15 protein-coding genes are annotated in these 13,986 nt (G+C 36.0%); 8 read left to right on the top strand and 7 right to left on the bottom strand.

The features are described 5' to 3' along the window. The first annotated feature begins 66 nt into the window (after positions 1-66). Positions 67-1,356 (top strand): dipeptidase, encoded by a 1,290-nt coding sequence (locus tag B2Z27_RS02915; RefSeq protein ID WP_210707012.1) that lies wholly within the window; start codon positions 67-69, stop codon positions 1,354-1,356. Here the strand turns inward: B2Z27_RS02915 and B2Z27_RS02910 are convergent. Further along, on the bottom strand, positions 1,353-1,757 hold the full coding sequence (locus tag B2Z27_RS02910; RefSeq protein WP_058102669.1) for an acyl-CoA thioesterase: 405 nt from the start codon (positions 1,755-1,757) through the stop codon (positions 1,353-1,355). The two genes, B2Z27_RS02915 and B2Z27_RS02910, sit on opposite strands and share 4 nt — an antisense overlap. Before the next feature lie 276 nt (positions 1,758-2,033). Between B2Z27_RS02910 and B2Z27_RS02905 the strand changes: the two genes are divergently transcribed. Next, complete coding sequence (locus tag B2Z27_RS02905; RefSeq protein ID WP_058102668.1) at positions 2,034-2,441, top strand: hypothetical protein; 408 nt, start codon at positions 2,034-2,036, stop codon at positions 2,439-2,441. Here B2Z27_RS02905 and B2Z27_RS02900 read toward each other — a convergent pair. Then, a complete protein-coding gene (locus B2Z27_RS02900) occupies positions 2,424-3,149 on the bottom strand; it encodes a DUF2461 domain-containing protein (protein WP_414673395.1) in 726 nt (241 codons plus the stop codon). The two genes, B2Z27_RS02905 and B2Z27_RS02900, sit on opposite strands and share 18 nt — an antisense overlap. Positions 3,150-3,204: 55 nt before the next feature. Between B2Z27_RS02900 and epsC the strand changes: the two genes are divergently transcribed. Continuing rightward, entirely contained in the window at positions 3,205-3,996 is a 792-nt protein-coding gene (epsC, locus tag B2Z27_RS02895) for a serine O-acetyltransferase EpsC (protein WP_058102667.1), read from the top strand. Continuing rightward, positions 3,989-4,873 (top strand): cysteine synthase CysM, encoded by an 885-nt coding sequence (gene cysM, locus B2Z27_RS02890; protein ID WP_058102666.1) that lies wholly within the window; start codon positions 3,989-3,991, stop codon positions 4,871-4,873. Before epsC ends, cysM begins: the two co-directional genes overlap by 8 nt. A 68-nt stretch (positions 4,874-4,941) precedes the next feature. On the opposite strand, the gene B2Z27_RS02885 is transcribed toward cysM, so the two are convergent. The 3 genes from B2Z27_RS02885 to B2Z27_RS02875 all read right to left on the bottom strand — a co-directional run bounded on the left by B2Z27_RS02885 (position 4,942) and on the right by B2Z27_RS02875 (position 7,591). Continuing rightward, positions 4,942-5,484, bottom strand: a complete 543-nt coding sequence (locus B2Z27_RS02885; RefSeq protein WP_286812495.1) for a hypothetical protein — start codon at positions 5,482-5,484, stop codon at positions 4,942-4,944. Between the two features lie 191 nt (positions 5,485-5,675). Then, positions 5,676-6,770, bottom strand: coding sequence for a magnesium/cobalt transporter CorA (gene corA / locus B2Z27_RS02880; RefSeq protein WP_286812494.1), 1,095 nt, complete (start codon positions 6,768-6,770; stop codon positions 5,676-5,678). 35 nt (positions 6,771-6,805) lie between these two features. Then, positions 6,806-7,591 (bottom strand): tRNA pseudouridine(38-40) synthase TruA, encoded by a 786-nt coding sequence (locus B2Z27_RS02875; protein ID WP_286812493.1) that lies wholly within the window; start codon positions 7,589-7,591, stop codon positions 6,806-6,808. A 105-nt stretch (positions 7,592-7,696) separates the two neighbouring features. Here B2Z27_RS02875 and B2Z27_RS02870 point away from each other — a divergent pair, with 105 nt between their 5' ends. The 4 genes from B2Z27_RS02870 (at position 7,697) to B2Z27_RS02855 (ending at position 11,144) form a co-directional block, all read left to right on the top strand. Further along, positions 7,697-8,131, top strand: a complete 435-nt coding sequence (locus tag B2Z27_RS02870) for a hypothetical protein (RefSeq protein WP_286812492.1) — start codon at positions 7,697-7,699, stop codon at positions 8,129-8,131. A 117-nt stretch (positions 8,132-8,248) separates the two neighbouring features. Further along, positions 8,249-8,731, top strand: coding sequence for a hypothetical protein (locus B2Z27_RS02865; RefSeq protein WP_071342155.1), 483 nt, complete (start codon positions 8,249-8,251; stop codon positions 8,729-8,731). A gap of 221 nt (positions 8,732-8,952) precedes the next feature. Then, positions 8,953-9,654, top strand: coding sequence for a response regulator transcription factor (locus tag B2Z27_RS02860; RefSeq protein ID WP_058102660.1), 702 nt, complete (start codon positions 8,953-8,955; stop codon positions 9,652-9,654). Continuing rightward, on the top strand, positions 9,651-11,144 hold the full coding sequence (locus B2Z27_RS02855; protein ID WP_286812491.1) for a sensor histidine kinase: 1,494 nt from the start codon (positions 9,651-9,653) through the stop codon (positions 11,142-11,144). Before B2Z27_RS02860 ends, B2Z27_RS02855 begins: the two co-directional genes overlap by 4 nt. 69 nt (positions 11,145-11,213) lie before the next feature. On the opposite strand, the gene B2Z27_RS02850 is transcribed toward B2Z27_RS02855, so the two are convergent. Next, positions 11,214-12,683: a magnesium chelatase gene (locus B2Z27_RS02850; protein ID WP_286812490.1), complete on the bottom strand. Its 1,470-nt coding sequence runs from the start codon at positions 12,681-12,683 to the stop codon at positions 11,214-11,216. A gap of 15 nt (positions 12,684-12,698) precedes the next feature. Next, complete coding sequence (locus B2Z27_RS02845; RefSeq protein WP_058102657.1) at positions 12,699-13,850, bottom strand: vWA domain-containing protein; 1,152 nt, start codon at positions 13,848-13,850, stop codon at positions 12,699-12,701. Positions 13,851-13,986 lie beyond the last annotated feature (136 nt).

Below are 13,986 nucleotides of genomic sequence, written 5' to 3'. Positions count from 1 at the left end.
AAAATGTTCTCTAAGGCTGGTTATTTGTTGTGAATACACTTAAATTGTAGGTCATAAACCAACCCTATGAAACAGTTTATCTATTTAATATGCGTTTTATCGATAGTATCCTGCGCAGAAAAAAAGGAGAAAAAAGAAGAAACCACGCTTGAAAAAGCCCAACGAATTCATGAAGATGTCATTACTATTGACACTCATAATGACATCAACGTTAAAAACTTCACAGACAGTGTAAATTACAGTCAGAGGCTAGATACCCAAATCAATTTACCCAAGATGGAAGAAGGCGGTTTGGATGTTACTTGGCTTATTGTTTACACAGGTCAAGATACACTTACAGATGAAGGTTATGCCAAGGCCAAAGAAAATGCCATGTCAAAATTTGAGGCTATCCATAAATTGTGCGAAGAAATTGCACCGGATCAAATTGAATTGGCATTAAATTCTGCAGATGTAAAAAGAATTGTAGAAAGTGGTAAAAAGGTTGCTATGATCGGTGTTGAAAATGCATACCCGATCGGACTAGATATGGACCAATTTAAGGTTTACCATGATTTGGGCGCACGTTATATTTCATTGGCCCATAATGGTCATAGTCAGTTTTCTGACTCCAATACAGGAGAAGCTGATGATGAATGGTTGCATAATGGTTTAAGTGATTTGGGGAAAGAGGCCGTTGCCGAAATGAACAGGTTAGGTATAATGATAGATGTATCTCACCCATCAAAAGAAGCTATAAAGCAAATGATTTCCTTGTCAAAAGCTCCTATAATAGCCTCGCATTCATCGGCAAGAGCCTTATGTGGACATAGCCGAAATTTAGATGATGAGCAATTGCTTATGATGAAAGAAAATGGTGGTGTAGTACAAACGGTTGCCTTTAGTTCATATCTAAATACGGAAAAGCATGAAGCAAGGGCAGCATTCATGAAATCAATTTACCAGCAAGTAGCAGATTCTTTGGATATAGCTTGGTATGAGCGTTCTCAATTTCCCAGTTTATCCGATGTTGAAAAGGCGGCATTCATGGACAACTACCCTAAGGTTTTAAAAATAGGCAAAGAAATTGCAGAAACTAAAAGCGATGCACCAGAAGCGGTAAATGTTGGTGATTTTGTAGACCATATAGATTATATGGTGAAATTAATAGGAATTGACCATGTGGGTATTAGTTCTGACTTTGATGGCGGCGGTGGAATTGAAGGCTGGAACGATGCTTCTGAAACCTTCAACGTAACCCTAGAACTTGTAAATAGAGGCTATACCCAAGAAGAAATAGAAAAATTATGGGGAGGAAACCTATTGCGAGTACTTGATGACGTACAGCGAATAGCAAAAGAATTGGGTGAAAGTTAATCAACTTCACCCAATGCCGCTAAGCGATCTTTTACAAACTCTATTTTGGTCTTACCATGTGGTGTAGGTTTTCCGTTTTCACCTAGGTTGACCATAATGATATTATCTACGGTAACAATAGTTTCGTGATTCATCTTATTACGTACCTCGCAGTTTAAGGTCAATGATGTTTTACCGAACTTTACCACCTCTATACCTATTTCAATAACGTCACCTTTAACGGCAGCGCTCATGAAATTGATTTCTGACATATACTTGGTAACCACTTTACCGTTTTCCAATTGAATAATGGCGTAAAGGGCTGCTTCTTCATCGATCCAAGCTAATAATCTACCACCAAATAAAGTGCCGTTAGAATTTAAATCGCCTGGTTTAACTAATTTTCTTGTATGAAATCTCATAGTCTATTTTTTAGCAAAATTTACACTGCAAAGTTAGTTGTTAATTTAGTAAAACTACAATTTGGCCCATTTTAGAGGTACGATTTATCAATTGTAAATAGAGAGCAATTAATAAGTTTCATATTAATAATTGTTGCTTGACAGAATTATGATAAACAAAATTTTAGGGATACTTATTTAATACTGTGGTTATTGTTCATAAGAGGTTAAAAACTTATTATACCCCTTGTAAATGGATTTTATCTTATACGTACCTTTAAGTAAAACCTATACATAATGGACAGGACACAGAAATTGCAGTCAATTCGACCTTTAATTCCATCTGCCAGAATAGTACCAAATATGAGTGATGATGAACGATTTCAAAATCTTACATTACGTCCCATATTAAAATTACAGAATGATTTATTCCTAGCCTCTTTTCAGAATTATATCAAGAAAATGAAAAATACGTTTTACGAGCTAAAACTTGAAAAACGTTTGGACTATGTTACCAAGGCCATTCAAAAAGACATTAAGTTTAGAAATTCTTTAAAAGGTATGATCATTGGCCAATTTACGGTCGATGAATATGAAATTTATATTCAAAACTCGTCAGCCTTGAACAAGCGAATGATGAATATGGTGATTAAAAGAATACAGGATCAAATTCAATATTTTGAAAAGTTAGAGCTCGTCCAATAGTGATTCCCCATTTAAATTGGTGGTCAATATACTGCTCATAAGGTCAAAATAAGGTCTTATAGTTTTAAACGCTTGGTCTATTTGCTTGGCAAAATCGTCTGACAGTACCTCTGCATCGGTAAAGCTTTTGGTAAAAATGAATTGTTTTTTACGAATAAATGCAATGTTAGGGTCTTCTTTATCAAATCCCTTAGGTGCTGTCTTAAGCTCATCACCTACCAATGGCCCCCATATGTTTTTAAACGAATTGTCTTCGATAATGGCGACCAATTCGGAGGTATCTAACTCCCATTCCTTTCTTATGCGTAAAAGGTCATTCTTCTCTGGTGCCCAAAAACCGGTAGCTATAAAACTATTGCCCGGCGCAACTTGTACATAGTAGCCACCACGCCTAAGCTTACCGGCTCTAGCAAATGAGGCAGAAAAATGCGTTTTATAAGGAGTCTTGTTCTTGGAAAAACGGACATCCCTATAAATTCTAAATATTTTTAATTTTTCAATTTCATCGTGGGTATTCAATAATTGTAGTACATGATTAAAAAAGCTTTTTACCTGTTCTTGTTCTTTTTGAAAGGTGGGTTTATGTTCCGTAAACCAATCTCTATTATTGTTTTCTTTAAGTGCATTTAAATATTGTAAAGTGCTTTTTGTAATATTCGTTTCTAACATACGACCTAACTCTTGTGATTTTAAGCTAAAGTTAACCATTAGATGAGAAGTACTTTTAGTTATTTGGTTAATTTTGATGAACTAATGCAAACTCATGGACCATCGATCTATTATCGAAAAGATTAATACCCACAAGAAGCAACCAAACTTAAGATTTCGATTAAAAAGAAATACTGAAAAGTTTACCGACTTACTTTTTTATACCCTGTTCGATATTGAAACACCAGTAGCGGACAGCTTGGATGAATTGGAGAAACAATTTGATGAACTAGTTGATCTAGCATGCTGGGAAAGCGAAAAACCCTGTAAAAAGGTTTGGGAGAACTATGTTGAAAAATTACCCTTAGTGCTAGAAAGTCTAAATTTAGACGCAGAGGCTACCGTTAATTGTGACCCTGCCTCATTATCTATTGAAGAGGTGTACATGGCATATCCTGGCTTCTATGCCATATCCGTATATAGGTTGGCACACGAACTGTATAAAACAGGATTTCCATTGGTACCAAGATTAATGACGGAATATGCCCATAGACAAACGGGCGTAGATATTAACCCTGGTGCACAAATAGGAAAGTCGTTCCATATAGATCACGGCACAGGTGTGGTCATAGGTGAAACTGCAATAATTAAGAACGATGTTAAAATATACCAAGGGGTTACCTTAGGCGGTCTTTTTGTGGCTAAAAATCTACAGAAGACCAAACGGCATCCAACAATAGAAAATAATGTCACCATATATGCCAATGCCACTATTTTAGGCGGAGATACCGTAATAGGTGCCAACAGTATTATTGGTGGTAACGCATGGATAACGGCGTCTGTACCCGCACATTCCACTGTTTTCCACACCCCAGAAATTAAAATAAAAACAATACCCCATGTCTAATTCTTTATTATCGCTCATTGGTAATACGCCTTTGGTAAAATCAAGAGTTTTAAATACCAACCCTAACGTATCCGTGTATTTTAAGATGGAGGGTCATAACCCTGGTGGAAGCGTTAAGGACCGTGCCGCGTATAACATGATCAAAACAGGTTACGATAATGGTGATTTTACAGCAAATGATAAGCTGATCGAAGCTACTAGCGGTAACACCGGTATTGCCTTGGCTATGATCGCCGGAGTATACGGATTGGATATAGAATTGGTAATGCCCGAGAATTCTACGAAAGAACGTGTGCAGACCATGAGAGCTTATGGTGCAAAAGTGACCCTAACTTCTTCTGATGTAGGAATTGAAGGTGCTCGCGATTATGCTGAAAATAAAGTAGCCAATGAAGGTTATAAAATGATGAACCAATTTGGCAATCCAGATAACTGGAAAGCACATTATAAAACAACGGGACCTGAAATTTGGAACGATACCCAAGGTAAAATCACCCACTTTGTTTCCGCTATGGGTACAACGGGTACCATCATGGGAACTTCTACGTACTTAAAAGAACAAAATAAGGATATACAAATTGTAGGAGTACAACCAAGTGATAACGCCAGCATACCTGGTATTAGAAAATGGCCTACGGAATATTTACCAAAGATTTTTGATGCTAAAAAGGTAGATCGTATTATGGAGGTCAATGAGATAGAAGCCAAGGAAATGGCAAGAAAATTAGCCAGGGAAGAAGGTATTTTTTCTGGGATGAGTAGTGGTGGCGCAGCAACCGTTGCCCTAAGATTAGCTCAAGAAATAGAAGAAGGTATTATTGTATCTATCGTTTGTGATCGTGGTGATCGGTATTTATCATCTAGCCTTTTTGATTAGTAAAACAATAAAGATTGATATAAAAAAGAGCCGCATTTGCGGCTCTTTCTATTCATTGTTATAGTGAATTACTCTTCTAACATAGCAGTTTCATTGGGTCTACTATATTCTTCCACCAAAAATTCTAAATTTTCACCGTGTTCATTGGTAAATATATAAGTAGTTTTATCGTTCATCATTTTTTTACTTTTCAAATTGATGTTCTCTACGATTTTTAGATTGTCACCCTCATTCATGGCTACCACCAATTCATTGTTCTTTGAAACCAAAACAAAATCTTCAGGAGTTTTAGCTTCATAACTGAACACTATTTTTTCATCGAAAGCATCGTCTTCGTCATTATCTATTTGAACTGTTTTAATAATTGTGGCTACACTGTCCACTACCCTATCCTGATCTATCTTGCCCTCATCTTCTTTAGCACTTTCAATAGTGTTCAATCGTTTTGTGGTAATCTCTACTGAATTTTTAACCAACTTTTTTCCGTTGTTTACAGTATAAGATTTAGATATTTTAGTATCTAATACTTCTTGATTCTTCTCTTGCGCCATTAGCGTTCCTGTCATTAAAAAGATTCCCGCTAAAGACATATAAATATTCTTAGTTTTCATATATACATATTAAATGTTACTACTACATTTTGATCACTTTTAAAAAATGTCAAAACCTTATTTGTCCAATACATTGAACAAGGGCAAGATATATGAAACGCTAAGCTACCAATGACCCATAAGCATATTTCTTTAATGGAATACGTATGCTATAGGTAATTCAGTACTTTATAAAGGCAATAGATGCAGGTTTATAACCACTTCTTCTTTTTAAAATAGAACATCATACCTATAAATAGAAGTATCATTACGATCCAAACAACGTAGTAACCATACTTATAATGCAGTTCTGGCATATGGTCAAAGTTCATTCCGTAGATACCGGCAATAAAAGTCAATGGTATAAATATCGAGGCCATAATGGTCAATACTTTCATTACCTCGTTCATTTTATTACTCATATTACTCATGTACATTTCCATTAAACTCATAGACATTTCTCTATAAATCTGTAAACTTTCGTTTATTTCAATGGCATGGTCCAATACGTCTCGTAAAAACAATTTCGTATCCTTTGTAATCAACGGATTTTCAGAATCTATAAGTCGGCTTATTAGCTCCTTTACCGGAAAGATCCATCTTCTGATCTTAAGCACTTCCTTTTTAAGTAGTTGAATATTCTTTGCCACCACCGGTTCTGGATTAGAATAAACTTCTTCCTCTAGAATTTCAATTCTGTTGTTCAGGTTTTCAATGGCTAAAAAATAATTATCCACAATAGCATCTAAAAGTGCAAAAAACAGGTAATCTGCACCTCTGGTCCTAATGCGCCCTAACTTACCGGTTATACGTTCTCTTAGCCCGTTAAACACATCAGCTTTAACCTCTTGGAATACCAATACGGTATTCTCCAATAAGACCAAGGCAATATGTTCCCCTACAATTTCTTCTTCCTCAGAGATATATAACATTCTAAATATGCCAAAAATATAGTCGTCATATTCATCTACTTTGGGTCGTTGTTCGGTATTTACGATATCTTCTAACACCAAAGGGTTTAGGTTAAAATGCTTACCTAATTTTTCAATAAAGGGCTCATCAGATATACCAACTACGTTGATCCAAGAAGTTTGATCTGTTCTTTTTTCCGCAAAAAATGTTTCTAAATCTGTAAACTCTTTGGTTTCATAACCATCGGCATTATAGGTAGTACTATAAATAACACTATCTCCACGCTCCTTATCTCCCATGTAACTTATAGTTCCTGGAGCTTTCCCTAGCTTATTCTGCTGGCGCGATTTTTTCTTTTTTCGCTTAGGGAAGTTGAGCTTCTTATTTGTGGCCATATATGGTATTTTTTATAAATATATTAAACAAACAACTAATTCGTAAAGGTCAGTTCATTAAGAATTAAACCGGAACCAGGTGCAATAGTTTTTAAGACCATATCAGCATCTGCAAGCAAAGAAGCTCTAATATCATCAAGTGACAGTTCCCCCTTGCCCAATTGCACCAATGCTCCCATGATCATTCTAATTTGATATCGCATAAAACCCTTGCCCTTAATTCTTAAAACGTAACTCTGCTCTGGAAAAAAATTAGCGGTCAACATAGTGTTGGGTTCAATATGGCAAGAATCAATTTTTCTTATGGTTTTGGCATTCGCTTTTAATTCTGCAGTATATACAGAGAAATCATGAGTCCCAGTGAATAATGTGGAACCTTCTTTCATTACATCTAAATTAAGGTCATGCATATAGTTTGTAATGAACGGGGCACTAAATGGGTGATTTTTGGTTCCAAAGGAAAAGAAATAACAATATTCCTTTGTTTTACTATCCTTAATAATATTAAAATTTTGTGCAACGGCTGATATGGAAAGTAATCTAATATCCGGTGGTAGATTTTTATTGAAATCAATAACAAAACCATTGAAGTCTTTAATTTCATCATCCACGAACAATTCAAAAGCACCGTCTAATGAAGAAACCTTTGCATCTGTTCTACCGGCACCTAATATTTTAAAATGCTTATCTGGGTATAAGAAAGCATAGGTTTTGTTTAACATACCCGTAATAGTCCGCATTTTTGGTTGCTCTTGCCAACCGTTATATCGAAAACCTAAATATTGTAATCGTACCAAATAGCAAAACTGCAGTTTTTTCATAGCTACAAAAGTAATTACAATTTAGCATGAACTATACAGTGGCTTGTTGTTAATCATTGGGTTTTTATTAAATTGGTCTAAGTAACAAACACTTAGGTTCCCTCTATGATCAATTCAACAGTAAATCCGCCAAAAATTTTCTGGGCAGTTGCTGTTTTTGCCCTTTTTTATAGCATCACTGGAATTCTATCTTTTTTAAGCGAATGTTTTGTTACAGATGAAATTTATAACGTGTTGACAGATGATGAACGATATATCTATGAAAACCGTCCTTTTTGGTTGCTGATCGTATTTGGTGTTGATGTTTTTGCTGGAACTACAGCATCACTACTACTTCTTCTTAGAAAAGTTATGGCTTTTAAATTAGGTTTAATATCCATTATTGCAACGACTGTTCAAATACTATATTTTTATTTCTACAGTAATATAAGTGATGTCATAGGACCAACTAGCATGCAAATGCCTTTGATAATTTTTGCAATCAGTTTTATGTTGCTTTTATTTATAAAATATAGTATCATAAAGAGGTGGTTAGCTTAAGGTCAGTAACTTAATCAACAAAGTTAACCGTTCATCGAATTGTTTAAAATAAACGAAAAACATACCCGTTCTTGAAACGAAACTATGGTTCCCCTAAGACCATTTAAACTTAGTTTTATGAATTCTATTAAAGGAATATTGACCTGGAAACGTACTTTAATCGTATCGGTTGCCGTATTGTTTTTATTGAACATTTTTAGTTTTTACGGCTTGTACACCAACAAGTTTTATTTCTTTAAGATTGACAACTACATTTTCCCTTTGTTATCCATAATCCATTTGGTCTTTCTGTATGTACTATGGTTTAAGATCAGTGAAAACGAACTAAGTGACCCGCCAATGCGCACTTTAGAATATGTGTTGTATCTTATTTCTTTGGTCTATCTCTATAAATTGGTAGAAACCATTATCATATTATTCAGTTATTCGGATTTTGAAAATCATCTTATTCCAAGTACGTTTTTGCCCCTGGGCTTTGTTATATTATTGCTATACGCCGTATTATTATTAGTTACCTTTTTGGCTGTAGTGTACAGAAAAGAAATTGTGGGCACTTATTTGTTCGATGATATGAACCAGCATGTAGATCACTGGAAATAATATAAAATTCTAGATATATTAGCCTCGATTATTTTTATCGAGCTTTTTTTTTGCTGTCACCTTACATCGCTTTATGTATTCGGTTCATCGGATTTATTCAACTTCTTTGTAATTATTATTGGATTACACGACTCAACACCCAAACCATTACAGTAGATACGGTACTTTTCTGCGTAATGTGATTTTTCTGTGATACTTTTTATCTTAATTCGTTACTCCATATGAAACGTATACTAATTATAGAGGATGACCCCGAAATTATTAAGTTGTTAGAACTTCATTTGTCTGATGTCAGCTATGAAACAACCATGGCTATGGATGGCGATGAAGGACTTCAACTGGCTTTGCAAAATGATTATGAGCTCATACTTTTAGATTTGACCTTGCCAAGCTTAGATGGTGTTGAAGTTTGTAGAAGACTACGGGCTACCAAAAATACACCCGTAATCATGCTTACCGCAAAGTCAGAGGAAATTGATCGGGTTCTGGGCTTGGAAATAGGTGCAGATGATTATATGACCAAACCATTTAGCATAAGGGAATTATTGGCACGGATAAAAGCTGTTTTAAGAAGAACTAACGACACCGGTAAAAAACAAGAAGATACTTCCATTATATCAGCGGAGGGTTTAACCATAGATATTGACAAACGTAAGGTAGTTGTAGATGATTATAAGATCGAACTTTCGCCTAAGGAATTTGAGCTATTGGTCTTAATGGCCTCTAACCCTGGTAGAAACTATACCAGAACAGAATTATTGAATATGATCTGGGGCTATAATTTTGAAGGATACGAGCATACGGTAAACTCTCATATCAACAGATTAAGAGCCAAAATAGAATCGGATATGGCAAATCCAACCTATATTTTAACAACATGGGGCGTTGGTTACAAGTTTAATGAAGAGATAATGGCATTATGAAGAACGAAATGACCTTGACCCCTAAACTGGTTAAAAAATTATGGATCGCTTTTATTTTCCTAATTGTTTTAATGGGTGCCTCTTATATTTTTATCACAGGGTATCTTACGCTTAACTATAATGAGGCCATTACCCAGCGCATTAATGCTAACGTTGCAGAACATGTAATCCAGGAAAAATTTCAGAATGATGCCCCTTTTCTTGAAGACGGAAGTGTAAACAAAGCGCTTTTTGGTGATTTAATGCATGACATGATGGCCGTTAATCGGGGTATAGAAATATATCTTTTGAACAATGCCGGTGACATTCTGTATTCCGTAGTATTGGAACATAACGATAACGAACCAATGAAATCGGTTTCCTTAGAACCGATTAATAAATACATAGCATCAAAAGGACAAGAATTTATTTTGGGCGATGACCCTTTAAACCCCAATGAGCAAAATATTTTTTCTGCAGCTCCATTTTCAATAGATGGTCATGAAGGCTATATCTATATTATTGTTGCCGGAAAGCAATTGGCCCTAATAAGTGACAACCTTTTTGGCTCGTATTTTACAAAACTGAGCATTGGTGCCATTTTGTTGACCATGCTTTTTTCTGCATTAATTGGAGTTCTAAGTATTTGGTTCTTGACCAAAAATTTAAGGTTGATTACACAGACCGTTCGTAAATTTCAAGAAGGCGATCTAGATATTAGAATAGAAAATCCTGAAGAATCCGATATTGAAGTGGTAGCACTTTCCTTTAATAAAATGGCAGACTCCATAGTAGAGAATATGGAGAAAATAAAATCCGTAGATAATTTGCGCAGAGAGTTGATTGCCAATGTATCACATGACCTACGTACTCCGCTTGCCGTTTTAAAAGGATATATAGAAACGTTACAGATCAAGAAAGATTCATTGACAGAGCATCAAAAAGACGAGTACTTACAGATAACCCATGCTAACATTGATAAGTTATCTGACTTGATCAATCAACTGTTCGAGTATTCTAAATTAGAAGCAGAACAAGTGACCCCAATAAAAGAACCTTTCTCTATCACAGAACTTTCACATGATCTTATTGCTAAGTTCAGGTTATTGGCAGAACAGAAGCAATTGCATTTAGAATTGGACAATCCTGAGGAGAATTATATGGTCTATGCGGATATTGGTTTGGTAGAAAGGGCACTGCAGAATTTAATCGAGAATGCAATTAAGTACACGGAGCCTCATGGAAAAGTCACTTTGAGCCTTGTAAAAATGGGCAAACAAATAGAAATCAATATTACAGATACCGGTAACGGCATACCTATAAATGATCAACCATTTATATTTGATCGATATAAACAGGTAGATAAAAACACCAAAAAACAAGGGTTAGGTTTAGGCCTTGCTATTGTTAAAAAGATTATGGATTTACATGACACCACCATTGTGGTACTCAGTAAACCATATGAAGGCAGTTCCTTTATTTTTAAATTGCCCGCCTATCAATTGCAATGAGATTATATTGCTATGAAAAAGAGAAAGCCCGTTCAAGTTTGAACGGGCTTTCTTATTTTCTATGGTTTTTTAAATTCCTTTTAAAAAACTACTATATAAGTCCTTAAACTCGAAACCATCGGTAAATCGCTGTTTATTCAGTTTTTTATAAGAAACCAATCCCCATAATAACAATTCTTTTAAGAAATACACATCCTTAACATTATAATCTGGTTGATGATCTTTCAATAATTGATTTAATGCAGGAATACTATCTAATGCACGTTTGTATTCGTCATCTGTAAAATCGTCCATCAATTCAAAACCTTCTCCTTGAAAAAACCAATGTAACAATTCATCGTAAACCGTTTCTTCATCTTTTCGTTCTAGTTTATTGATTTTTGGAAAATACTTCGGAAATAATGTTTTTACCGCATCATCTATGAGTATGGTAGCAACACCGTCGGCTCCCTCCTGCTCTCCTTCATAAACCAATTCTATTTTCCCTGTAATGGCAGGTACAATTCCTAAGAAATCACTTAAACGTACCATGGTGTGATCACCACCGTTCAATAAAGACCTGCGCTCTGCTGTACTCAATAAATTCTCGAAAGCTGTTATACTCGTACGGGCACTCACCCCACTTTTGGCATCGACATACTCACTGTCCCGTGCTTCAAAAATTACTTGCTCCAAAAGGTCTTTTGCAAGATCTGGAACATAAACAGCTTCGGTTTGGCGTGTATCTAGCTTGGCTTCTTGCTTGGTAATTTTTCTAGCAATCTCAATATCATCAGGATAATGCGTTAATATTTGCGACCCAATTCTATCTTTTAGCGGAGTTACGATACTACCTCTATTGGTATAATCTTCTGGGTTTGCCGTGAATACGAATTGAATGTCCAAAGGCAATCTCAGTTTGAATCCTCTAATCTGAATATCACCTTCCTCCAAAATATTGAATAAAGAAACCTGAATACGAGCCTGTAAATCGGGTAACTCGTTGATTACAAATATACAGCGGTTGGCACGTGGAATCATACCAAAGTGAATTACCCTATCATCTGCATAAGATAATTTTAGGTTTGCCGCTTTTATAGGATCCACATCACCAATTAAATCCGCCACCGTAACATCTGGCGTTGCTAGTTTTTCTGCAAAACGCTCACTTTTATGCAACCATGAAATTGGCGTATCGTCTCCTTTTTCTTTAATTAGTTCCATGGCAAACCTAGACATGGGTTTCATAGGATCATCATTGATTTCGGAACCGGCTACAACGGGAATATATTCATCTAACAGATTCACCATTAAATGCGCCAACCGTGTTTTCGCCTGACCACGAAGTCCTAATAAATTTATATTATGTCGAGATAGAATAGCGCGTTCCAATTCTGGAATTACCGAGTCTTCATAGCCCCAAACACCAGTAAAGGCATCTTCTCCCTTTTTTATTTTTTCGATAAGGTTATCTCGCAACTCATCTTTTACACTTTTTGTTTGGTATCCGGCAGCTTTTAAGGCTCCCAAAGTTTGTATGTTTTTATAATCTAATTTCATATAATTCTTATGGTCTTATTTCAATCTTTTTTTTCTGTTTGCTTCGTAATCTTCAAATATCATTTCACCCAATCCTTTTAATCCCGTGAAAAAAGCCTTGCCCTTATTCGCTTCCGTAAAATGGCGAATAAACTGCATGAGATATGGGTCTTGAGCTATCATAAACGTGGTAATGGGTATGTGCAATTTTCTTGCCTGACGCGCCATATTGTAGCATTTCTCCACAATAAAATCATCTAGCCCCACACTGTTTTTATAATACGTACCGTCTGGCATGCGCAAACAACTTGGCTTACCATCGGTAATCATAAAAATCTGTTTATTGGTATTACGCTTTCTGCGCAGCATATCCATGGCCAATTGTAATCCGGCAACGGTATTGGTGTGATACGGACCTACTTTTAAATATGGTAAATCTTTAATGGGTATGGGCCAAGCATCATTACCAAAAACCAAAATATCCAATGTGTCTTTTGGGTATCTGGTGGTAATCAATTCTGCCAATGCCATAGCAACCTTTTTGGCAGGCGTAATACGGTCTTCTCCATACAAGATCATACTATGGCTAATATCGATCATAAGAATGGTGCTCATTTGCGCCTTATGCTGGGTATCTTCTACTACCAGATCATTTTCGCTCAATTGAAAACTGCCAACACCGTGATTAATTTGGGCGTTCTTAAGACTCTCGGTCATAGATATGTTTTCCAGACCATCGCCGTAACGGTATTCCCTAAGGTCGCCCGTGTGCTCATCACCTTGTCCGGATTTGCCCGTTTTATGGTTACCTGCACCACTACGTTTTAACTTCCCAAAAATTTGGTCCAATGCACGCTGACGAATAATACGTTCCATTTTTGCGGTTATGGAGATATCTCCGCCGCCAGAACCTTCTTCCCCATCTTCACCGTCACCACCGCCATCTTTAAACTCTTCACGTATGTACCCTTTCGCTTTTAGATCTTCAATAAAATCGTCAATGGTGTAGTCTTCGGTAGTCAGTTCATATTCCTTGTCTAGCTCACGTAACCAGTCTATGGCTTCGTCAAAATCGCCAGAAGTATGTGTGATCAGCTCCTGAAAAATATCAAAAAGCTTATCAAAAATCGATTGTTCGGGTGCCTCGTAAGTTTCAAAGCGAAACCCTTTTCTTTCATTCATAGCCATACTATAAAATTAACACTTTTACCTTGGATGCCCACGGCTTTTGGGAAATGTTAACTTATTTGGTTGTTGGTTGTTGGTTGTTCGTTGTTGGTTGTCGGCTGATAGTTGTTCGTTGATGGTTGTTCGTTGTTCGTTG

Origin of the sequence: Maribacter sp. UBA3344, assembly GCF_002362375.1 — a bacterium.
In the GTDB taxonomy this organism is placed as follows: Bacteria; Bacteroidota; Bacteroidia; order Flavobacteriales; family Flavobacteriaceae; genus Maribacter; species Maribacter dokdonensis.
The sequence above is the reverse complement of the archived record's forward strand: the minus strand, read 5'-3'. Positions and strand labels throughout refer to the sequence as shown.

What these genes read in the sequence shown, in the direction of transcription:
- B2Z27_RS02915 (WP_210707012.1), top strand. Translation starts at nt 67, where the DNA reads ATGAAACAGTTTATCTATTTAATATGCGTTTTATCGATAGTATCCTGC.
- B2Z27_RS02910 (WP_058102669.1), bottom strand. Translation starts at nt 1,757, where the DNA reads ATGAGATTTCATACAAGAAAATTAGTTAAACCAGGCGATTTAAATTCT.
- B2Z27_RS02905 (WP_058102668.1), top strand. Translation starts at nt 2,034, where the DNA reads ATGGACAGGACACAGAAATTGCAGTCAATTCGACCTTTAATTCCATCT.
- B2Z27_RS02900 (WP_414673395.1), bottom strand. Translation starts at nt 3,149, where the DNA reads ATGGTTAACTTTAGCTTAAAATCACAAGAGTTAGGTCGTATGTTAGAA.
- epsC (WP_058102667.1), top strand. Translation starts at nt 3,205, where the DNA reads ATGGACCATCGATCTATTATCGAAAAGATTAATACCCACAAGAAGCAA.
- cysM (WP_058102666.1), top strand. Translation starts at nt 3,989, where the DNA reads ATGTCTAATTCTTTATTATCGCTCATTGGTAATACGCCTTTGGTAAAA.
- B2Z27_RS02885 (WP_286812495.1), bottom strand. Translation starts at nt 5,484, where the DNA reads ATGAAAACTAAGAATATTTATATGTCTTTAGCGGGAATCTTTTTAATG.
- corA (WP_286812494.1), bottom strand. Translation starts at nt 6,770, where the DNA reads ATGGCCACAAATAAGAAGCTCAACTTCCCTAAGCGAAAAAAGAAAAAA.
- B2Z27_RS02875 (WP_286812493.1), bottom strand. Translation starts at nt 7,591, where the DNA reads ATGAAAAAACTGCAGTTTTGCTATTTGGTACGATTACAATATTTAGGT.
- B2Z27_RS02870 (WP_286812492.1), top strand. Translation starts at nt 7,697, where the DNA reads ATGATCAATTCAACAGTAAATCCGCCAAAAATTTTCTGGGCAGTTGCT.
- B2Z27_RS02865 (WP_071342155.1), top strand. Translation starts at nt 8,249, where the DNA reads ATGAATTCTATTAAAGGAATATTGACCTGGAAACGTACTTTAATCGTA.
- B2Z27_RS02860 (WP_058102660.1), top strand. Translation starts at nt 8,953, where the DNA reads ATGAAACGTATACTAATTATAGAGGATGACCCCGAAATTATTAAGTTG.
- B2Z27_RS02855 (WP_286812491.1), top strand. Translation starts at nt 9,651, where the DNA reads ATGAAGAACGAAATGACCTTGACCCCTAAACTGGTTAAAAAATTATGG.
- B2Z27_RS02850 (WP_286812490.1), bottom strand. Translation starts at nt 12,683, where the DNA reads ATGAAATTAGATTATAAAAACATACAAACTTTGGGAGCCTTAAAAGCT.
- B2Z27_RS02845 (WP_058102657.1), bottom strand. Translation starts at nt 13,850, where the DNA reads ATGGCTATGAATGAAAGAAAAGGGTTTCGCTTTGAAACTTACGAGGCA.